Origin of the sequence: Paenibacillus vortex V453, assembly GCF_000193415.1 — a bacterium.
GTDB classification, from domain to species: Bacteria; Bacillota; Bacilli; order Paenibacillales; family Paenibacillaceae; genus Paenibacillus_AQ; species Paenibacillus_AQ glucanolyticus.
Genome location: NZ_ADHJ01000014.1, coordinates 214,791 through 236,595, shown reverse-complemented (window position 1 = coordinate 236,595; position 21,805 = coordinate 214,791). Strand labels below are relative to the sequence as shown.

Sequence of the window (21,805 nt, the reverse complement as noted above, 5' to 3'; positions counted from 1 at the left end):
TCCTATACAACATCAACTTGGACGAAAAATGTCGGATCCTTTATTGATTCAGGATACTCATTCATTTCATGCTCCAACATACCGGTCATAGAGCGTTCTGGCCCTGGCGAAATCATCCAAGCCCTGCACCAACACACGTCCGTCAGCGAATAAGACAAGCCGTTCCCCGCCGGGCAGCACCGTACGCAGTAAATATGGATTAGCCTTCACTTCCAGTGAAGCTCCCTCCAGTCTGCCTTGCCATACATCCAGATCAAGCGGGCCGCTCCCGGCAAATTGCACGGAATCTCTTCCGCACATCGTGAGTATATCTTCTTCATGCCCTTGAAGCGCCGGATACACCTTAAGCTGGCAGCAGGGGCAATTTCGATCAGGCTCGCCGAACTTCATCTCATAGTAGCGGTTCTGCCACAAGTCGAACGTCACCAGACCGTTTCTGCAGCTCGTGCCGTCATCCGCTAACAGCTTGAGGGCCTCAACCGCCTCATAGGAAGCCGCTATATCGACAACCGGTGCGATAACGCCGATCATATCACAGGTCTCTCCGGCCGTATCTGCAGATTGGATAAAACAGCGAAGGCATGGGGTGACGCCGGGCACAAACACCGCGCTCATCCCCCGAGAGCCCACCGCGCCTCCATATATGAAGGGAATTCCGCTTCGAAAACAGGCGTCATTCAGCAAATAACGGGTCCGAAAATTGTCCGTACCGTCCAGTACAAGATCCATTCCATTGATCAGTTCCTCGATATTTGCCCCCGTAACGTCGGACACAACCGCCTCGATCACAATGGAGGAGTTGACTTTGCGCAGCTTTTTCTCGGCTGCCACCACTTTGGGATAGGCGTTGCTTGCATCCTCCTCGTCATACAGCAGCTGCCGCTGCAAATTACTCATTTCCACAAAATCACGGTCAACGATTCTGACCCGCCCAACACCAGCGCGCACCATATGATTGGCAAGCACCGTGCCCAATGCCCCCATCCCGACAATTAGTACGGAGCTGTTCATGATTTTCCGCTGCCCGATTTCTCCTATCGGCTGAAACAGCATTTGCCTGGAGTAACGTTCCTGCATCGTGCCTCACCTCCTCTATGGCCCTGCTCAATTGCATTGCTCATGTTTTGAGTTTTGATTGATGCTTGTTATCCGCAGTATATGGCGAGAGATTGAGAATCCAATCTCTCGCCATATACCAAGTCGCTAAACCTAAACAAATCTAGTAATCGAAGAGGGTAAACTCCCCCGGTTTCACCTTAAGCCTGAGCCTCGTACAGCTGCACAATCTCAATAATCGTCTGGACCGCCAATACCATATTGTCGGCCGATACATATTCATAGCGGCCGTGGTAGTTCTCCCCGCCAGTGAAAATATTCGGTGTAGGCAGGCCCATGTAAGACAATTGTGATCCGTCGGTACCACCGCGCACAGGCTCGATGATCGGCTTGATCCCAAGCTTCTCCATCGCTGTCTGAGCGATATCCACCACCTCTTTGACCGGCTCGATTTTCTCTCGCATATTGTAATACTGGTCTTTCATCTGCAGTACGATCCGTTCGGCACCATATTTGTGCTGAAGCTCTTCCACGACAGAGGCGAGTTTGGCCTTTCTTCCTTCAAAAAGCTCCCGGTCATGATCACGGATAATATAACGAAGCTCGGTCAGTTCCACATCGCCTTCAATGGAGGAGAGGTGGTAGAAGCCTTCATAACCTTCGGTATGTTCAGGCGCTTCTTCGACAGGCAGCATGCGGTTCAGCTCCATGGCGATTTTTGCGGCGTTGACCATTTTGCCTTTGGCTGTACCGGGATGAACGTTCTTGCCTTTGCAAGTAACAAGCGCTGCTGCTGCGTTAAAGCTTTCATATTGAAGCTCCCCGAGCGGTCCGCCATCCATGGTGTAAGCGTATTTTGCACCGAACGCCTCCACGTCGAACTTATGAGGTCCTCTGCCGATCTCTTCATCCGGCGTGAAGGCAACCCGGATTGTTCCATGCTTAAGCTCAGGGTGTTGAATGAGGTACGCCATGGCTGTCATAATCTCTGCAATGCCCGCTTTATCGTCAGCCCCCAGCAAGGTCGTGCCATCCGTTGTTACGAGTGTGTGGCCTTTGTATCCGCTCAACTCCGGAAAATCCCGCGGGGAAAGGACTATATTCTGTGCTCTATTCAGAATGATGTCATGTCCATCATATTGTTCTATAATCTGCGGCTTGACACCGGTACCCGTAAAATCAGTCGCCGTATCGATATGTGCCAAAAAGCCAATGGTCGGGATCGCTTTATCCGAGTTAGCCGGAAGCGTGGCCATGACATAGCCGTTCTCATCCATGGTGACTTCCTGCATGCCAATCTCTTTCAGTTCGTCCACGAGCAAGCCGGCAAGCGTTAGCTGTCCGGGTGTCGAAGGACAAGTATTGCTGTTCTCGTCTGATTGCGTATCCACTTGTGCATAGGTAATGAGTCTGTCGATAACTTCCTTCTTCATCATTCTCAGCTCCAATACGAGTTATTGATCACCAACACATGCTGCGATATGTAATGCCTAGCCTTGAAGTACCTTCCCAGCTTGAATACAGACTATCTAAAGGTCGAAAATTACCTCTTCAATTATATCCAGTTGTCATGTTCTGGGTCAATTCATGACAAAGATCGCAGCAGAAAGAATCATAGCGCCCTGCGATGCCCTTGTTTCTCTTGAGAGACGCTTCGAGTCCGGAATCGTTTCGTCCTCTTCCGCAGGATCCAAACACAAAGAAACGGCGGTGCACGGATAAGCATCCTGAGCACCGCCATTTCTTAAAGCTAACAAGCCTATTGATTAGGTGACATCTGTCAATTAAGCAACCCTCATGATGAAAATGACCCATTCCATGTGATGAGGCCTTTAACTGTTCGACGGCCCAATATGAAGCGTAAGCCCATCATTATTCAAATGCAGGCAGTGCAATCTCGGAATAGTTGTCCTCGAAGAACTTCTTCACTTCCGGACTGGTCATGGCTTCAGCCAGCTTCTGGATCGGCTCGGAGTCTACATTATCCTTGCGAGCTACCAGTGTAATGGTGAACTCGGAGTCATTGCCTTCTGTGACCAGGGCATCTTTCTTCGGCGTGAGTCCCAGCGGTTTGGCATATGCCGGTGTCATCGCCACCATATCTACATCGTCCAGGGTACGGGCCAGCATGAGCAGGTCGACCTCGGTAAATTTGTAGTTGTGCGGGTTCTCCACAATATCCCCTTGCGTGGCCTGGATTCCGACGCCTTCCTTCAGCTTGATCAGACCATTCTTCTCGAACATGACCAGGGAACGGCCGATGTTGGAAGGATCGTTCGGGATCGCAATCGTTGCACCGTCCGGAAGCTCCTCAATGGTCTTATACTTCTTGGAATACGCCCCAAAAACGGCATTATAGATCGGTGTTACCGGTACAAGCTCCGAGCCGTTGTTTGCATTGTATTCTTCCATGTACGGCACATGCTGGAAGAAGTTCGCATCCACCTCGTTATTCGCCAATGCATTGTTAGGCTGGACATTATCAGACAGAATCAGAACTTCAAGATGAATGCCCTCTTCCTTCAACATAGGCTTGACGAGATCAAGCACCTCAGTCATCGGCGGGATGAGCGCAGCCACTTTTAATGTAACTTCTTCTTTAGTCTCAGGCGTTGCATTTTCAGGAGCTTCCTCCTCGGCTGCCTTCTCTCCGCAGCCGGCAAGCACAAGCATGATCGTCAGTACGAGCAGTAGTAATCTCTTATTCATAGTTGGTTACCCCCAGGTAAAATTGTAGGTTGGTCTGGTACAGGTGTTACTAACAAAAAGGGTCGTAAAACTTAGCTTCTTCTCTTGTCGAGGAGTCTTGAAGCCAAGCTCCCGCTAAACTGGATCGACTGTACGAGAATGATCATGATGATGATCGTGAACACCATGAGTTCGGTCTCAAACCGCTGGTATCCGTAACGAATGGCAAAATCCCCGACACCGCCGCCGCCAACGATGCCCATAACCGTAGAATACGAGATGAAGCTGATCGTTGATGTTGTCAATCCAAGCACGAGACCGGACCTTGCCTCAACGTAGAGGAACTTGAAAATCATCTGCAGCTTGGAAGCGCCCATCGACGAGGCGGCCTCCAGCACTTCCTTCGGCACCTCGAGCAGAGACTGCTCAACTAATCTTGAATACGTAGCGACGGCTATGACAGACAACGGCACAGCGGCTGCCAGCGTCCCAAGCGATGTGCCCTACAATCAGGCGGGTCAGTGGAATCTATGCTGACAACCAGCAGCAAGAACGGGAACGAGCGGATGACATTAACCAGACTGTTCAATAAGGTGAACAACCATCGATTCGCGTACAACTGGCCTTTTCTGCACAGAAACAATAGTGTTCCTACCGGAAGACCCAGTAATATCGCCGCAGCGATTGAAATGCCAACCATCACGAACGTCTGACCAATAGCCTGCCATATTTCGTCCTGGTACTGCATGACATAGGCGAAGTAATCGTTCAAGTATTGAATCACGCTATTCACGTAGTCCATCAATCCGATTCCTCGCTTCCACGGCGACTCCGGTACTCTTGCCCTCTCTCTTGTTCAGGAGCCTCCGCTCTACCCGCGTTATTCTGATAGGTTCTTATCAAACGGCCGTCCTCCATGACCGACACCGCATCACAAATGCCGTTGACAACCTCCATCTCGTGAGAAACAATCACAATCGTGACCCCAAGCGTTCGGTTGATATGTCTCAACACATCCAGTATGCCCGCCGTCGTCTGCGGATCCAGTGAAGAAGTCGGCTCATCGCATAACAATACAGAAGGCGAATTGGCTAAAGCCCTGGCAATCGCTACCCGCTGCTTCTGCCCACCGCTAAGCTGAGCCGGATATAACTTTGCTTTATCCTCAAGTCCGACAAAACGCAGAACCTCCTGCACGCGCTTCATCCGATCTGCCTTCGGTACCTTCGCCAGCTCAAGCGGAATGGATACATTCCCGTAAGCCGTACGATTGCTGACCAGCTGGAACAGCTGGAAGATCATGCCGATCGATCTTCTTGCTTCCCGCAGCTGCCTCCCGCCAAGGGAAGTCAGCTCCTGACCATTCAACACGACTCGGCCCGAGTCCGGTCTCTCCAGTACGTTCATGATGCGCAGCAGCGTCGATTTCCCGGCTCCGCTCGCGCCGATGATCCCGTGTATGCTGCCCTCGGCAATATCGAGAGAGACAGCGTCGATCGCCTGATAACGGTCACTGCCATTGCCAAAGCTTTTACTAACCTCTTGCAGCGAGATCAATCTAATCCCCTCCTTGCCACATGAAGAAAGCCCGCGTGGCTATACAGCCTGCGAGCAAAATATGCTGCAACAACAATAGAATCATACCACAATTTTAGACAAAATGTGACACGACTTATTGACTGTCACATTGGAATGTTTACCAAAACGGCTCAGGATAAATACAGCTGATGTCCGTACATCCCCGTCAAGCGTTCAACCGCCTTCTCCAGCACGCCTTCCTCGAAGCCTTCCAAGCCTTCAATGGCCTGAATTTTATCCGCCGGTGACATCTCCTTGTGCAGATGCAAACTCCAGTTGACAATGGACTGTATCGCATCCTCATGCTCGAACTGACCGTAATAGATATGGGCTTTGTACAGATAGCTGTCGGCATGCTCTGGCACCATCTTCAGCACCTCGTCAAAAGCAGCCAGTGCCGCATCCTCGTCCTGATCCTTGTAATAGATCTGTCCCAATCTGAAATAGGCCCCCGGATGGCCCGGCGACAATTCCAGCACATTCAGCGTATCTTCCTTCGCGCGGGCATAGTCCGCCATCGTATAATAGATTCCGCTTCGCAAGCTGTATAAACTTCCCTGCTCCGGGTTCAGGCTGAGTCCTTGTGCGCAATCGGTCAGCCCCCGCTCCAGCTGGCCGGTTTCCACAAAACAAACGGCACGGAACTCGTAAAATCTCGAATTCGATGGCTGGGCTTGAATCGCCTGGGAATAGGCGTCAATGGCCAGGTCCCACATGCCCATCTCTTTATAGATATGGCCGCTGGCGGCAAGGTAGGTCGGATGCTCGGAGAAAGCCTCCTCCTGCTTCACCGCTTCCTGCAGCTCAAGCAGCGCCTCCTCATTGCGGCCTTGAAGATATAGCACATAACTCAGTTTGTTGCGGATTTCGGATCCATCCTGAAGGGCGGCAGCCTCCTTCAAAGACTGCTCCGCAGACGGCAGATCATTCATTTCCATATAAATGTCGGCCCGCTGCACATAATTGGGTGCATCATCATTCTCAAGCTCCAGCAGTTTGTCATTCAGCGCCAATGCCTCTTCATTGCGACCAACCCGGTAATAGCAGTCAACCATCCAGTAGCAGGCCAGCGGTGAATCCGGCTGCCTTCCATACAGCTTCGAGATCAGCTCATATGCCAGCTCTTCCCGGGCATCCTCGCGATAGATCCGGGCCAAATCGAAATACGCGCGGTAATCGTCCGGCTCCGCTTCGATGGCCCACTCCAAATCCGCTTTGGCAGCGTTCTTGTTGCCTGACCGGTTGAAGACTTCCGCCCTCTTCAAGTAAAGCTCGTATGAGTCCGGATACCGCTCAATGGCCTCCGACAGATAGAACTCGGCCTGTCCCAGATCCCCCAGCTGCACATACAGGTCCGCCATGGGCTTCCGAAAAGAATAGGCTTCCCGCACCTGCCGCTGAAACGTCAGAAATGCGCCGTAGCTGTAGTTGGTGCTCCCGGCAAACATGGCATATCCGCCATCTGCCTCCGCTTCATACCGATCCGCCAACTGAATCCCCTCTTGCAGAACCCCAACCGCTTCCTGCACATGATCCATCAGATCCAGGGATACGGACAGCATATAATAATACATCGGGATGGCGCGTTCCGGCTGCTGGATGCTCAGGCGGAAACAGTTCGCTGCCTCTGCCGGATTGCCGCTCTCGTAATAGGTCATTCCCAGCTCATAATAAGTCGAGATGACCGTGCTGTCGTCCTCTCTCTTGATGCTTTCTTTCAAATCCCGGATCGCCTCTTCGTATTGGTTCAGGTCTTTATGAGCAATTCCCCGGGTATACCAGTTCAGATAATTGTCGGCATTTAACCGGATAGCTTCATCTAAATCCTCTATCGCTTCCGTCTCCCGGTTCAGCTCACGTAAAATATGCGCACGCCGCTCATAAGCACGATGGCTCCCGCTCGAATCGATGAGACGCCCCAGATAGGTTACAGCCTCCTCCGAGTGACCGCTGTTATGCAGCAGCTCCGCATAATGGAGCTTGTCATCAAAACTTGTGATGGCACTCTCGCCTTTTTTCATATATTTAAGCGCTTGTTCAAACTCCCGCTTCTTCCTGTAATGGTTACCCATGCGGAACCAGATTCGTTTCATCCATTTCATGGTGGCTCACCCTTTATATGTAGTTATTATTCCTGGGTCGTGTGAATAAGAGCAGAGGGTTTCCCTCTCATCTCTATATTATACTTCCTCTATGTCCATTTGCACCCAAATTAAAGAGGAACCCATTCCGGTTCCTCTTTACGGTGTATATCCTATTATACTGTACGATTCTCGTCATCATGTCCAATCCCAATAACTAAATCTAATACACCTTATGAATAACGTCTTCAAAATCGGGATCTTCCATATCGATATCATCCAGTTCGCCCCAGCGGCCCAGCTCCTTAAAAATATCCAGTGTATTCATCTCGCGGCGGTTCACCTCAATGGTGACGGTGTTATCCACCGCGCTCGTTACCCGAAGCGGAACTGCACGGCTTCCTTCTCCTGCTCCCTGGAATTGCTCCGGGATTGCAAAAGGGCCGCGAAATGTCACGGTAATCAGCGTAGGCAGACCGATTGTATCTCGCAGGGACCGGACCGTTCCATCATAGGAAAGCTCCCCGTTGTTAATGACCATCACCCGATTGCAGAGCTGTTCGATGTCATCCATATCATGCGTCGTGAGCAGAATGGTCTTGCCGAATTGCTCATTGATCAGCTTGAGAAAATGGCGGATGTTCCGCTTAGCGTTCACGTCCAGCCCGATTGTCGGTTCATCCAGAAACAGCACGCCCGGGTCATGCAGCATCGCAGCCGCGAGGTCGGCGCGCATGCGCTGTCCGAGCGACAGCTTGCGTACAGGCGTTTCCCAGAACGCCTGTAAATCGAGCAGTTCGGCGAACTGTCCGAGCCTCCGCTCCTTGTCGGCCTGATCCACGCTGTACATTTTGGCCAGAATATCATAGGAGTCCTTCACCGGGAGATCCCACCACAGCTGGCTGCGCTGACCGAACACGACGCCCAGATTGTTTACAACGCTGCGCCGTTCCTTGTGCGGATTCATGCCGCCAATCGAGACGCGACCTGAGGTTGGATGGAGAATGCCCGTCAGCATTTTGATGGTGGTGGACTTCCCGGCCCCGTTCGGCCCGATATAACCGACAAACTCTCCCTGCTCCACTTGAAAACTGATGCCTCTAACGGCTTCCTTCGTCCGGTATTCTCTCGTAAACAGGGTTCGCAAACCGGAGAAGCGCCCCTCCTTCACAACCGGCGTTTTGAACTCCTTGCGTATGTTATGAGCTTCAATCATGTGACGCGCTCCTCCCTTAACTCCCCGTACTTTGATATTTGGTCAAACCGAACTGCCAGAACTTCAAACTTATGCCGAGACATAACAGGGCCGCTCCTGCCAAGGCAGGCAGCACCCATACCCCCAGCTCGCCGCGCAGTATGTATAGTGACGGAATATAATTGACTAAACCAACCGGGACAATGATCAGCAGGATCGATGACATCCATTTCGGATACAGAGTCAACGGATATTGAGCAGCCGTCCGGGCCGCGTCCTCCGTCAGATTCTGAAGCTCGGTGATCCGGGTCGTCCAAAACCCGAAGGTTGCGGTCGCAAGGCCGATCGAGAACAGGATAACAGCCCCCGTGACGATAATATACAGCGATTGCGGCACCGCGCTCCATCCCACCTGACCTGCCGCCATCATGCCATGCAGCGACCACCAGAGCAGAAAACCGCCCTGCAGCACTTCGCCCAGCATAATCCGGAACTTCTGGGGCATAAGCGCCAGCAGCACGGGCATGGGACGGGTCAGCAGCTGGTCAAGCTCACCGTTCACCAGATATTTCTCAAGATGATGCACTTCATCCCCAAACGTCCGGTAAAGCGTCTTCGACAGGGTCATGATAGCAAACAAATACGCGATTTCGTGCATGGACCAGCCCTGGATGGCCCCGAACTTATAGAGGACAATGGCAACCATGAGGAATTCGGATATTTGGATCAATGCAGCAAGAAACGAAGCCAGAATAAAATTGAATTTGTACTGCATGCGGCTTTTGATGCTGGTTCGGATCAGCAGCGCATACAGGGACAGCCAGGATCTCGTGGTCATCCTCCCTGCACCTCCACTTTCCGCCTGAGGAAGCCGGTAGCCAGCAGACCTGCCAGCGTGAGCAGCACACACCACATGAGCGTGCCCCACAGATAGGAAACGTCATCGAAGCCCAGATAGATTCGGGTAGGTACATAGAGCAGATACGGATACGGCGACCACCAGGCAATCGTCTGCAGCCAGCCGGGCAGCCATTCGATAGGAATGAAGAAACCTGCAAGGAGATTGATCATCGCGTGGTTGCCCCAATACAACCAAGATGATTCCGTTGTCCATAAGGCGGATGCGCCGATAAGATAGTTGATGCAGATCGATAAGTAGGCGGCGCCTGCCAGGGCTATGGCAACATAGAGGAACGTGGAGGCTTTCCCGGGTAACTGCAAGGAGAAGGCAAAGTAATAAACCAGGTAGATCGGGATCGATTTGTAAACGAATTGGTAGGCGATTTGCCCCCATTCCTTGGCCATTAAATGGCTGAACAAATGAACGGGACGCATCAAATCCAGTGAAATATGGCCGGTTCGGACAGCTTGGGGAATGCCGAGGCCGTTCGTGACGAAACTGGAAACCCAGAGCGCAGCTTGAGTAAAGGCGATATAACCGACCATTCCCTGCGTTCCATAATCTCCAAGCGCGTAGTCTGCACCGAGACCGATCCAGATACAGGCATACATGAAGCCGAACATCGCGCTGGCGATATTGTGCACCATGTGAGCGCCGCGGTACTGCAAATTACGGGCATAGGCTTTGGAAGCCAATGTGAAATAAAGCATGAAGCACCTCCGATAAGCATTTTAGATGGCGGACCCATCCACTTCAGACAAGGCGAAAATGAGAGAAGGACAATAGCATACCAGAACGTTCCATATCAGGCAAGGATTTTTTTAGGAGCAAAATCAGAGCCGTGGCGACGCCAAACAAAAAAAGAAGCCTTCTCATCCCTGCGCCGATTCCAGAACAATCTGGCGTAGAGTTTGAAGACTTCGAATTCGCTTTCGCTTTCGTGAGATGAGTGTTTACAAAGCACCTGATCTGATACAGCTTGCAGCAGCTGAGAGTCTGTGTTGTTACTCTGTCTCAGGGACGGTGCCCGTATCAGGTTCAGGACCGCGACTTGCGGCTGTATCTGAATCCGGCTGCGTATTATACAGATATTGAAGATGCTGGAACGGCTGCGGCTGTTGGAAAGACTGCTGTTGAAAGAGCTGCTGCTGGAAGGATGGGGGCTGCTGATAGGATGACGTGTAAGGGGTCTGAAATGGATAGGACGGCTGCTGAGGGTATGGTGCATAGGACGGATAAGCGGTGTACTGCGGCGGTCTGGCCTGTTGATAAAACGGATAGGAAGGCGGAGGCGGGTACCCGTAGTAGTTAGGTGTCGAAGGCGCCTGTTGGGCACCATACGCTGGCTGCTGACCAAACGGCTGCTGGACCGACTCAAAATAGGAGGCATTGTCGGATGTATTGTCGTCCCGCTTGCCACAGCCCGGCGGCGGTCCCAGAATGACCGTTTCCTTCAGTGGAGCAACGGCTTTGGCGTAATCCTCCTCATTGATGCAATAGGCAATGTGCAGAATCTCCTTCGGAATATGCCGCAGAAAGTCTGCTCCATACACAATATCCGGCGTCGGCTGATCAAATATGGTCAGAATGTGGGCCTTGTCGCTAAGCGTCAAAATCCAGTGAAACCATCCCTTGGGGAACATCGAGACCTGGCCCGGCTTTAGCTTGTAGGTCATCAGCTTCTGGGTAAACGGATTGAATACCGAAGTAATCACTTCGCCGCTGATGACAAATACCAGCTCATTCACATTGGTATGCCAGTGAGGCTGAACAATGATCCCTTGAGTCATATGAACATTGAAGAAGCCTGTCGCAATTGCAGGCATTTGGGCTCCGAACACCTGAGTTATGTAGTTTCCCGCATCGCGTTTATAGTTCAAGGTGTCGTTCGAGTCTGCATACAGCTTCAAATTCGGAGATGTCAGTACTGGATCGAGCATCGTATTCCTCCCCTTGAAAGTTCTCTGATCTATAAATCTGTATGCATGGGAGGCTCGGCATATGTAGAAGTAGGGAACCCGTTATCTATTCTACTCGGCTTCCACCCTGCTGTTGACCTGCTTCGTCCTGCTGTCTACCTTCGCGGGAGTATCCCCGCTCCTCATTGTGATGTTTCTGATCTTCGGCAACCTTGGAATCCGCTGAACATGTTTCAGGGAGCCTCCGCCTAACAGCAACACCTATTTAGTCCTGGTTGCCATACAGGCCGGCATTCTTCTTCAGTTTATGCTGCAATTCGGCAGGGAAGCGCAGCGCAAACTGCAAGTTCAAACAACCAGCTCCAAGTAAACAAGGCAGCTAAGTCATCCGCGTATGGCTGAAGGGTTATAACTCGGCTTATGGCTTGGCTGCTAATGAAACATCGATACGGTGTCCGCCCAGGGCTACGCGGCACACAGCATATGAATTCAACCATGACCCATAACAAAAAACCACCGGAGCAGCAGCTTGATTAAGCCTCTCCGGTGGTTTTCATTATGTTCTAATGCAATCAATCATCGGCACGGGCACGGTGTTACATGGCCGCCCGTTTTAATTGACCATGATACAGGTCGCTGTAGAATCCTCCCTGCTTCAGCAGCTCATCGTGGGAGCCCTGCTCCAGCAGGCGTCCGTCCTTCAGCACCAGGATGCGGTCCGCCGAGCGGATGGTGTTTAGACGGTGGGCAATCACAAAGCTCGTCCGTCCCTTCATCAGCCGCTGCAGCCCTTCCTGGATTTTGATCTCCGTTACGGTATCGATGCTGCTTGTTGCTTCATCCAGCACCAGCATGGAGGGATTGGCGAGTATCGCTCTGGCAATCGCAAGCAGCTGCTTCTGGCCTTGGCTGATGCCGCTGCCGTCCGGTTTGAGCATCTTGTCATAACCGTCCTTCATCCGCACGATAAACGAATGGGCATTGGCCAGTTTCGCAGCTGCCTCGACCTCTTCATCGGTCGCATCAAGCCGTCCGAAGCGGATATTCTCACGGATGGTGCCTTGGAACAGGAAGGAATCCTGCAGCACAAAAGCCATCTGTGCTCGCAGGCTTTCCCTGCGGATGGAGGAAATGTCCCGTCCATCCAAGGTAATGGTCCCGCTGTTCGGGTCGTAGAACCGGGAGAGCAGCTGAATTAACGTTGTCTTCCCTGCACCCGTCGGACCGACCAGCGCAATCATCTCGCCGGGCTTCGCCTCAAAGCTGATTCCATCCAGCGTATCCCCGTCTTTTTCATAGGAAAAAGATACATTGTTGAATGTCACCGCTCCCTCTACACTCTTCACTGCGACGGCGGCCCCTTCATCCTTCGCTTCAACCTCTTCATCCAGCACCTCGAATACGCGTTCCGCCCCCGCGATGGCAGACAACAGCGTGTTCCACTGGTTCGCCAGATCGTTCAGCGGTCTGGTAAACTGCCGCGCGTAACTCTCAAATATGATGATGACACCGATCGTGATATGCCCCTGAATCGCCATAATGCCGCCAATCCCCGCTACGATCGCAAAACTCAGGTTGTTCAGCCCGTTCATCAGCTTCGGAATAAAACCCGAGATGCTCTGTGCCCAGAAGCCCGATAGACGAATCCGTTGATTGCGCTCATCGAATTCACGGATAACCCGCTCCTCCTGGGAGAAAGCCTTAATAATCCGCTGTCCCGACAGCGTTTCTTCAATATAGCCGTTCAAATCCCCCAGATTGCGTTGACGCTCTTTGAATAAGGGACCGGTTCGCCGAGTGATCCAGCGCATCCCCAGCATCATCAGGGGAACCACCAGAAATGTCAGCAGTGTAAGGAGCGGACTGAGCCACAGCATAACGGTTAACGTACCGATTAAGGTCAGCACACTCGAGAATATTTGAATGGCCGAGCTGTTCAGTGTTGAACTGACGTTCTCGATATCATTGGTCAGACGACTCATAATCTCGCCCTGTTGGCGCTTTCCGTAGAACGGAATCGGCAGCCGGTGCAGATGCGTAAACAGATCCATTCGCATCCGGTATACCGTCTCTTGGGCTATGCCGATCATCCAGATGTTGTGCAGCCAGGTGGTTAAAGCCTGAAGGACGTACACAACAGCCAATCCGATAAGAAAATACATCCAGCCCGAGTCCACCAAGCCGCCCGGGTCTTTGATATCATTCAGGAACCGATCTACCCCGACCCCGAGCAGATAAGGGCCGAGCAACGCAAGCCCGGAGCTGAACATCACCATCAGCAGCACAAGTGCAAGCTTTCCTTTGCGGCGGGCGAGATAAGCCCATATTCTGGAGAGGGTGCCCGACCAATTCTTGGCTTTTGCCTTGGGCTTGCGGCCCGAACCGCTATCCTTGCTTTTGCCAAGATCGATCTTCGGCCTTGGATGACGAAATGGTTCAGTGAATGCTTTAAGCATGCTGCTGCACCCCCTCTCCGTATTGGGATTCATAGATGCGTCGATACAGGGAGGAGCTCTCCATCAAGGAGTCATGGTTCCCTTTTCCGATCAATCGCCCGTCATCCAGCAGCAGAATCAAATCTGCCGAGGTGGTTGAGCTGATCTTCTGTGTGATCAAAAATGTCGTGCAGGACAAATCCTTCAGAGCATCCAGCAAAGCACCTTCCGTGCGAACGTCAAGTGCGCTTGTGCTGTCATCCAGGATGAGGATGGAAGGCTTCCGTACGAGCGCGCGCGCAATCGACAAGCGCTGCTTCTGCCCTCCGGATAAGTTAACGCCGCGCTGTCCAAGCATCGTGTCGTAACCGTTAGGCAGATGTTCTATCGTATCGTGGATCTGCGCTCTGCGTGCCGCTTCCTTGATCTCGTCCATGGAAGCATCCTCCCGTCCCCAGGCAATGTTCTCCCGAACCGTGCCGGAGAAGAGCAGCACCTCCTGCGGAACATAGCCAATGCTGCTGCGCAGATGCATCGGGTCGATCTCCCCTGCATCCTTTCCGTCTATCCGCACATTCCCCTTATCCTCCTCGTACAGCCGCGGAATGAGCTGAACCAGCGAGGATTTGCCTGAACCGGTAGCCCCCATAATAGCGATTCGCTCACCGGGTCTGGCCACAAAAGAGATATCCGTCAGCACATCAATATCACTGCCCGGATAGCTGAAACTGACTTGCTCGAATTTCACTCCGCCTTCAATTTCAACCTTATTATCATGGTTCTTATAGACTCCGGTTGCTGCATCGTCCTCGGTCTTCAGCACCTCCTGTGCACGCTGGGCGGAAGCCCGTCCACGGGAGAACGCAACAACAACCCAGGAGAGGGCTGACATGGCACCGATACAGCGCAGCGAATAGTTGACGACGGCTACAACCTCGCCAACGCTGGCACTGCCAGTCGCGATGTCTTTACGGCCGAACCACAGAACCGCCATAATCCCGGCATTCATGATCAGGAGAATAAAGGGCATCGTGGTCTCCGTCAATCGCAAGGTCGATATGGTAGAACTCATCAGCTTGCCAGAAGTACGACCAAACCGTTCAATCTCATGGCCCATGCGTACGAAAACACGAATCAACCGAATCCCGGTCAGGTTCTCCTGTATAACGCCGTTCACCGCATCCAGCCGCTGCTGGACACGCCGGAATGCATCGGCTGCCCGCTTCATAATCCAGGCGATAAATATAAACAGTACAGGCACGGTAAGCACCAGCAATAAGCCCAGCTTCACGTTCACCACCAGCGCCATAACGATGCTGCCAAGCACAACTAACGGAACGCGCGTCATGAAACGCAGGCCCATGAACACCGTATCCTGAATCTGGGTGACATCGCCCGTCAGCCTTGTAATCAGCGACGATGTGGCAAACCGGTTAAATATCGAATAGGAGAAGGACTGCACCTTCTCATACAGTTGATCGCGAAGATCATAGCCGAGCCCCTGACTCGTATGCGCCGCAAAGAAGGAGCTCGAAATTCCGGCTATAAAGGCGATAACAGCGCTTCCAGTTAAAACGGCTCCCCACATCCATACAACCGACATGTCCTGCTTCTGAATGCCGTCGTCAATGATTTTGGAGATAAGCAGCGGCTGAATCAGCTCAACGGTGAGCTCTATCAGCATCATGACCAGTGCCGCAATCGCGGCTACGCGGTACTTTTTCAAGGTCGAGAAGACAATTCCCATATGCATTCCTCCGAGGCAGAAGACCTAGATTATGTTCTGAAATTGGTCTTCATGTAGTAGCAATATTAGTTCGTTCAATAGCATGGATATGTCTATTATAATATATTTTCTGCTAGAACTTATCGGCAGATTAAAAAATATAACGAGATATACTGGCCAAAAATACTGCTGCTGTACGGACAAGACCCTTTATCCCTGCATCAAAAAAGAGAACCTGTCCTTCAGGATCATCACCTGTCGAATCAGCTCTCTTGCAAAGCGTATAGCTATTCCACGGACTTCAGCGCTTCAATCATATCAATCCGTTTCAATTTGTAATGCATGGAGACCATGACAATTCCCGAGAACAGCAGCGTCAGCAGCGCCGCATAGCCATAACTGATACCATGGATGCTCGGACTGAACATCATGGCATCCACTTCCGCCGTTTGAAGCACGAACCGGTGCAGGGGCACTCCGGCCAGATTGCCTGCTATAACAAATCCGCCAAAGAAAACACAGAGGGCGGCCTGAGTGTGGCAGCGTCACAGAATGTTCTAACATTCAGAGGAAACTAGCAGCACAAAAAGCAATCTCCTTCACTTGGAAGGGAATTGCTTCCTCACAAATTATCTATAAAAAACATACGGTTTACTTATGAGCTCCAAAATCCAGCCCGGTCTTCCGCCCTCAGCTTGGAAACAAAACCCGACGGATCCTGATCCATGTACTGGATCGAATCCATGATCCATCTGCCATCCGCGTGCCTATATTTAATCGTAACTAACCCGGAATCCCGGAGTCGATGCTCGCTTGTTCCTGTTTCATCGGTTTGATCAGCTATCAGCTGAAAATAAGGATCGATCTGCTTAACATCCTGAGCAAGCGTTACCTCGGGGATCAAGGCCTCAAACTCGCTTCGTTCCGGGAGGCGGCTAAGACGCCACTGATCCATGAGATGACCGCTGTTGGAAGTATAAAAAGTGATCAGCTCGCTGCCATCTGGCATTTTGCGAATCTCGTAGGTGTAATCCTGCTCTTTTCTTACGATATCAGGCTTGCCGTATTGCCTTTCCACCGTTTGTTGGTCCGGGGCATAAGACAAGAGCATCCGATAATAATAGGGAGTGTTTATCTCGTTATGGAGCGTAATTTCCTCATCCGCTTGATCAGCGCCAGACAAGAAAATACATAACATTAACGCTAACACCCCCATCGATATTCCCGCTGCCCGAGCTTTAATCACCACACACACCTCCTCATTGAATCAATCGATGAACCCTGTCATCATCACTTCCGGAATATCCTTGCCCTCAGCCCATTCCCTGAATGAAAAATCGAGCACTTCCCCTTGTGCAAGCGAGGTCATCACTCTTTCTTCTTGAAAGGAATAAGAGAAGGTATGCAGCGTCCCGAACAAATTATCGTAATCCGTATAAAACAACGGGGATTGACGGTCCTTAAACAGACCAAATGCTTCCGCATGGGTCAGGCGCTGGGCGCCCAAGCTTTCGATGTAAGATTTACGACGAAGGGAATGCTCAATGGAAGGCCTGTTTTTGCCCGCCAATGCTTCATAATGGTTGACACAGGCAAGAACTTCATCGCCCGCTCGGGTAACGACTTCATCCGGACTTGCCTCAACCACCGCCGAATTTCCTCGCGCATCGCCCAGAGAAAAGTTATAACAGGCCGCATGGGGAATATGGCGCAGCATGTAAGCTGCTTCTTCTACTGTAGCGCATGACTCCAATATCATTCGAACACTGATCCACGAAGACAATCCCGTCCGGTATCCTTCAAAGCTGACAAAATGAAGCCCGGCCGCAAGTCCTTTTTCATTTATACCGTCATGCCGCCCTATCGCCTGCAGATTATAGCCTGCGGTCGCCAGTCCTTGCCCCGATTGGGCCATAGTAAAATAACCATCGTAAAACGCAGGCGTGAAGTCGTAGTTTCTTATGTAATATGCTGGAGCGATCATGGCCGAACAGCCCATGGCATCGATCTTCGGAACATCATATCCGCCGAGAAGAGCTGCAGTCTTTTTGAACGATAATCTGAGCCCTTCTGCCAATCCCTCCAACTCGGCTACAAGCTGCGGGGCAAACTCGTTATAAATGGCCTTCATCTGTTCCGCATCAATCTCCGGCTTGGTCGCCGCTCCAAAGGCTTGTAATATCGATTGATTCTGCAGGCTGCGACCCAGCTTAAGTCCGTTATGGTAGTTGTCGCCTCGAAGCTGCATGATATGAACGGTATAATCCGTCATCTTGAACCCCCTCCATCCAGGTTTACTATCGGCATAGGAAATATATCCCTTACCCGATTATAGATGTAATTCACCCTCCTTCCAATAAAAAAACCTCTGTGCGACACCAATCCCAGGATGAGCGACCACGATTCGTAGGCAGGTTTTCTTGCCATATATCGAATTTCATCAGCACCGCTGATATCTTATCAAGCCGATATCTATAGAAAAAGCTCCTGCCTAAGCATGTCAACATACTTGGGAGGAGCAGTTTCATCTTATTGACGGGGCAATGCTTCAAACTGCTGAACGTATTGTTCATATTTCGCGGACCACACGTCCTTGCGGGATTCCATCGTTCTTCCCTCAAGCAGTGCTTCAATGACGTCAAGGCATACATCCCAGCCGGCAATATCCTTCGGTGTATGATCTGTGATCTTGGTTATTTTCTCAATGAGCACCAAGCGACAGCCTTCGGCTTCAGGATACAGTTCAAAGCGTACCCGGTCCTCTCCCCAAGTGTATTCCAGCACCGACAGCTCCCGATAGTCCGTTATTTCCATTTCTTCGAAATTCCCGTCCTGCATATCAAAGGTCATTCTTCCGCCCAGGCGCAAATCCTCCACCTTCAGTTCGGAGAACCATTGGGTCAGCTTCTCGTTATCAGTCAGATATGACCACACCTTCTCCACTGAGTGCTTCAATCGGCGCTCAAACCGGACACTCGTTCCAAACTCGTCTTGCTGTACAACGGCTAACATTGTTTACCCTCCTCAAAAATGCCCATTTTGAACAAAATCGCTTTATCAAACTTAAGATTCGTTGGGACTGTTAAGAAGATTCATCCTGATCAAGGATTCTCTCCAAGTCATCCAGCTTGTTCGACCAAAACTTCCGGTAAGGCTCCAGCCAGTCATGAATTTCCTCCAGCGGCCTGGCATTCAGACTGTATACATGGGTTTGGGCTTCTTTGCGAAGAGACACAAGTCCCGCTTCACGCAAAATCCGCAGATGTTTCGACACGCCCGGTTGACTGAGCGGCATTAGATCTACAATCTCTCCCACTGTACACTCTTTTACACGCAAATAATCAAGAATGGTCCTGCGATTGGGTTCCGCTAATATTTCAAAAAGATTATCGTTCATCATATTCAATATATTACTTTATAGTTATATTTCTGTAAAGCTATATAATGTGAATTTACATTGTTGAACGGATTCAGCAGCTTCTCATTGGCAACGAAATGTATCGAACTAGGGCTATTAAGCCTGAAATGCTGAATGGTATTCGTCTCGGTTCTGTCTAAACAATGGAAAGACCCCGGGCTTCCTTGCGGAAACAAGGTCAATCTGATGCGAGGCAGACCCTGCTGCACCCTATGGATCGCCTATGGGTGCGAGAGTAGCGGTTTCCTTTATTTGTGATCTGCTCCTAAAAAATAATTTTTAATTGCCGATGTAATAGTTGAAACTTTATTCTGAGCGAATGCGTCATATTGTAGAGGAAAATAATAACAAGCAAAATTCAGGAGGTTGAGTGTGTGAAAAGAATATGGACTGCCTTGCTAGCAGCTATACTGTTAATCCCCATGACATTCCAAACACAGGCACAGGCGGCAGTGAACATTAGCGTCTTGATTGACGGCGTCAAGCTGTATACGCCTCAAGCGCCTGTTATGATTCAAGGACGGGTTATGCTTCCGATGAGATCCATCTTCGAAGCACTGGACGCAACGGTCAAATGGAATCAAAAAACGCAAACCGTCACAGCAGTCAAGGATGGCACTACCGTCATTCTTAAGATTAATTCCAAGACGGCTACTATCAACAACCAAACTGTAGCGCTGGATGTTCCGGCGAAAAACCTGAAAGGCAACACGATGGTGCCTGTACGTTTCGTAAGTGAATCCCTCGGTCAGAAAATCGGTTGGAATTCCAAAACGAAAACGGTCACCGTCACGACAACAAATGATTCAGGCGGAGGTAACAATACCTACATTGTACCGGTGAGCTATGTAACTCTAAAAGACATCGGCAATGCCGGAGATGGACGTGATTTGCAGGTCAGCTTCTCCAAATCATCCACCGAATCCCTGATTTCGCATTATCGCGTGATGATTGTTAAGCAGTCCAAAACGTTCAGCCAAGCGGATGCAACGCGCATATCTTCAGCAAATTACACTACGGTATACCCTGCAGGGTCGGATCGCTCACAGGTCCTCACATCAAGTTCAAGAGACATTGATGGCGACCTGATCCGGGATAACCAGGCTTATAAAGCTTACGTATTGGCAGTAGGCAAATCAGGCGGCACGTATGCCCTTTCCTCGGCATCGCCTTCATTGACGCTGACCAATACCAATTCGGTTAATGGAGCAACCAATGTTAAAGCAAGCGATATAAGCGACAACGGCGATGGCCGTGATTTGCAGGTCAGCTTCACTCGCGCTCAGAACGAAAGCAATGTAACCAACTATCGCGTATTCACCGTAAAAACGAAGGATGCAGCTAACTTCAATGTAGCAGCAGCCAAATCCGTATCGAGTCAAAACTACACAACGGTGAACAAAACCAGCTCAACGAATACCACGCTGTCAACGACATTGAGTTCTTCCGCTCGTGATACTTCAGGAGAGCTCATCCGCAGCGGAGTGTCTTATACCGTGTTTGTACTGTCAGTCAGCAGCAATGAAAGCGCACTTGCAAGCAATCTGTCTTCAGGTTCTGCTTCCATCACGCTCAGCACAGGTAATGCAACAGTTCCTTACATTACACAGGTGTCGGATATCGCTGATTTCGGTGACGGCCGTGATCTTCGTGTAAGCTTTAACAAGGTGTCCAACGAGTCCAGCATTAACTCTTACCGGGTTTTTGTTGTCAAGGACAGCAATTACAGCAGCTTCAACTTAAGCAAAGCCAATTCCATCTCCAGCTACAACTATACCCACGTCAACAAAACAGGCAATAACATCAACAACTTGACGCTGGCATCGGGTGCCAGAGACGTGGATGGAGCAACCATTCGCAGCGGCGTGTATTATCGTGTATTCGTTATGGCTGTGGACAACAACAACTACAATAACAACATTCTGTCTGCTCCATCGAATTCCATCATTTTAAGTTCCAGTTATAATGTTGGCGCGGTTACCAGCCTGTCCGTTACCGACGTGAACAACTACAATGATGGGCGTGACCTGCAGGTCTCATTCTACCGCCCGTCTGATCAATCGAATATTAGTCACTACCAAGTATTCGTTGTAAAATCATCGAATAGTTATTTTGATCTGTACAGAGCAAACAGCTTAAACAGCTATTATTATACGCAAATTAGCAAGAACAGCAGCAGCAACAGCTACATGACGCAAGTCCTGAATTCCAGCAGCCGTGATATCGACGGAGATCTGATTCGCAGTGGCGTCAGTTACCGGGTGTATGTTCTGTCCGTAGGATATTCGAGCAATAACAATGCCCTATCCGATTATGCATCCATCACGCTTGGGAACAACAATCAGAATGTAAATCCTGTTTCTACGCCGTCCTTGACGGTCATCGGCAATAACGGAAACGGAAGCGACCTGAGGGTTTCCTTCAGCCCTGCTTATGGTGAAAGCTACATCGAACATTACCGGATTTTTGTCGTGAAGTCCTCCAAGAACCTGACATTGTCGCAAGCCTACGCCAACAGATATTACACCATAGCTAACAAAACCGGCAGCACTATCACTCGGGATTTGGCCAGCACGACTCTGGATTCCGACGGGGAACCTATTCAAAGAGGCTCCAGCTATCGCGTGTACGTCTTATCACTAGGCAACAGCTACTCCAACTATACCAACGCTCTCTCCTCTGCCTCTGCAGCGGTTACGATTCAAGGCGTGACGGAAGTAGGAGCGGTAGCGGACGTTACAGTCAAGCTGATGCTGGAGACAACAATAATGCAAGCGATCTGAAAGTATCCTTTAAGAAGGCTGCAAA

At 50.7% G+C, this 21,805-nt stretch carries 17 protein-coding genes and 2 pseudogenes; 1 reads left to right on the top strand and 18 read right to left on the bottom strand.

Annotated elements, in window-relative coordinates:
* Nucleotides 1–66: 66 nt before the first annotated feature.
* The 18 genes and pseudogenes from PVOR_RS07920 to PVOR_RS07840 all read right to left on the bottom strand — a co-directional run bounded on the left by PVOR_RS07920 (nucleotide 67) and on the right by PVOR_RS07840 (nucleotide 18,976).
* The gene (locus PVOR_RS07920; protein WP_006208627.1) at nucleotides 67–1,077 is read right to left on the bottom strand and encodes a ThiF family adenylyltransferase; all 1,011 of its coding nucleotides are present in this window, start codon (nucleotides 1,075–1,077) and stop codon (nucleotides 67–69) included.
* Nucleotides 1,078–1,256: 179 nt separating this feature from the next.
* The gene (gene pepT, locus PVOR_RS07915; protein WP_006208626.1) at nucleotides 1,257–2,489 is read right to left on the bottom strand and encodes a peptidase T; all 1,233 of its coding nucleotides are present in this window, start codon (nucleotides 2,487–2,489) and stop codon (nucleotides 1,257–1,259) included.
* Nucleotides 2,490–2,636: 147 nt separating this feature from the next.
* Complete coding sequence (locus PVOR_RS31515; protein ID WP_234972803.1) at nucleotides 2,637–2,813, bottom strand: hypothetical protein; 177 nt, start codon at nucleotides 2,811–2,813, stop codon at nucleotides 2,637–2,639.
* A gap of 115 nt (nucleotides 2,814–2,928) precedes the next feature.
* Nucleotides 2,929–3,765 carry a MetQ/NlpA family ABC transporter substrate-binding protein gene (locus PVOR_RS07910; RefSeq protein ID WP_006208625.1) on the bottom strand — a complete coding sequence of 279 codons (837 nt, stop codon included), beginning with the start codon at nucleotides 3,763–3,765 and terminating at the stop codon, nucleotides 2,929–2,931.
* 71 nt (nucleotides 3,766–3,836) lie between these two features.
* A pseudogene (locus tag PVOR_RS07905) lies at nucleotides 3,837–4,492 on the bottom strand (methionine ABC transporter permease).
* Between the two features lie 53 nt (nucleotides 4,493–4,545).
* Complete coding sequence (locus PVOR_RS07900) at nucleotides 4,546–5,301, bottom strand: methionine ABC transporter ATP-binding protein (RefSeq protein ID WP_006208624.1); 756 nt, start codon at nucleotides 5,299–5,301, stop codon at nucleotides 4,546–4,548.
* Between the two features lie 152 nt (nucleotides 5,302–5,453).
* Nucleotides 5,454–7,424, bottom strand: coding sequence for a tetratricopeptide repeat protein (locus PVOR_RS07895; RefSeq protein ID WP_006208623.1), 1,971 nt, complete (start codon nucleotides 7,422–7,424; stop codon nucleotides 5,454–5,456).
* Nucleotides 7,425–7,626: 202 nt separating this feature from the next.
* Nucleotides 7,627–8,619: an ABC transporter ATP-binding protein gene (locus PVOR_RS07890; RefSeq protein WP_006208622.1), complete on the bottom strand. Its 993-nt coding sequence runs from the start codon at nucleotides 8,617–8,619 to the stop codon at nucleotides 7,627–7,629.
* Nucleotides 8,620–8,635: 16 nt separating this feature from the next.
* Nucleotides 8,636–9,436, bottom strand: a complete 801-nt coding sequence (locus PVOR_RS07885) for an ABC transporter permease (RefSeq protein WP_006208621.1) — start codon at nucleotides 9,434–9,436, stop codon at nucleotides 8,636–8,638.
* A complete protein-coding gene (locus PVOR_RS07880; RefSeq protein WP_006208620.1) occupies nucleotides 9,433–10,209 on the bottom strand; it encodes an ABC transporter permease in 777 nt (258 codons plus the stop codon). The genes PVOR_RS07885 and PVOR_RS07880 overlap by 4 nt, the downstream gene beginning before the upstream one ends.
* A gap of 294 nt (nucleotides 10,210–10,503) precedes the next feature.
* Complete coding sequence (locus PVOR_RS32775; RefSeq protein ID WP_006208619.1) at nucleotides 10,504–11,439, bottom strand: cupin domain-containing protein; 936 nt, start codon at nucleotides 11,437–11,439, stop codon at nucleotides 10,504–10,506.
* A gap of 575 nt (nucleotides 11,440–12,014) precedes the next feature.
* Nucleotides 12,015–13,874, bottom strand: coding sequence for an ABC transporter ATP-binding protein (locus tag PVOR_RS07870; protein ID WP_006208618.1), 1,860 nt, complete (start codon nucleotides 13,872–13,874; stop codon nucleotides 12,015–12,017).
* Nucleotides 13,867–15,600, bottom strand: coding sequence for an ABC transporter ATP-binding protein (locus PVOR_RS07865; RefSeq protein WP_006208617.1), 1,734 nt, complete (start codon nucleotides 15,598–15,600; stop codon nucleotides 13,867–13,869). The genes PVOR_RS07870 and PVOR_RS07865 overlap by 8 nt, the downstream gene beginning before the upstream one ends.
* Nucleotides 15,601–15,866: 266 nt before the next feature.
* A pseudogene (locus tag PVOR_RS07860) lies at nucleotides 15,867–16,079 on the bottom strand (hypothetical protein); the annotation flags it as partial.
* A 155-nt stretch (nucleotides 16,080–16,234) separates the two neighbouring features.
* Nucleotides 16,235–16,825 carry a hypothetical protein gene (locus PVOR_RS07855; RefSeq protein ID WP_006208615.1) on the bottom strand — a complete coding sequence of 197 codons (591 nt, stop codon included), beginning with the start codon at nucleotides 16,823–16,825 and terminating at the stop codon, nucleotides 16,235–16,237.
* Between the two features lie 21 nt (nucleotides 16,826–16,846).
* Nucleotides 16,847–17,851 (bottom strand): C45 family autoproteolytic acyltransferase/hydolase, encoded by a 1,005-nt coding sequence (locus PVOR_RS07850; protein WP_006208614.1) that lies wholly within the window; start codon nucleotides 17,849–17,851, stop codon nucleotides 16,847–16,849.
* 257 nt (nucleotides 17,852–18,108) lie between these two features.
* Nucleotides 18,109–18,591, bottom strand: a complete 483-nt coding sequence (locus PVOR_RS07845) for an SRPBCC family protein (RefSeq protein ID WP_006208613.1) — start codon at nucleotides 18,589–18,591, stop codon at nucleotides 18,109–18,111.
* Nucleotides 18,592–18,661: 70 nt separating this feature from the next.
* Nucleotides 18,662–18,976, bottom strand: a complete 315-nt coding sequence (locus PVOR_RS07840; RefSeq protein ID WP_228030130.1) for an ArsR/SmtB family transcription factor — start codon at nucleotides 18,974–18,976, stop codon at nucleotides 18,662–18,664.
* Nucleotides 18,977–19,371: 395 nt separating this feature from the next.
* Here PVOR_RS07840 and PVOR_RS07830 point away from each other — a divergent pair, with 395 nt between their 5' ends.
* Nucleotides 19,372–21,780 carry a copper amine oxidase N-terminal domain-containing protein gene (locus PVOR_RS07830; protein ID WP_006208611.1) on the top strand — a complete coding sequence of 803 codons (2,409 nt, stop codon included), beginning with the start codon at nucleotides 19,372–19,374 and terminating at the stop codon, nucleotides 21,778–21,780.
* Nucleotides 21,781–21,805 lie beyond the last annotated feature (25 nt).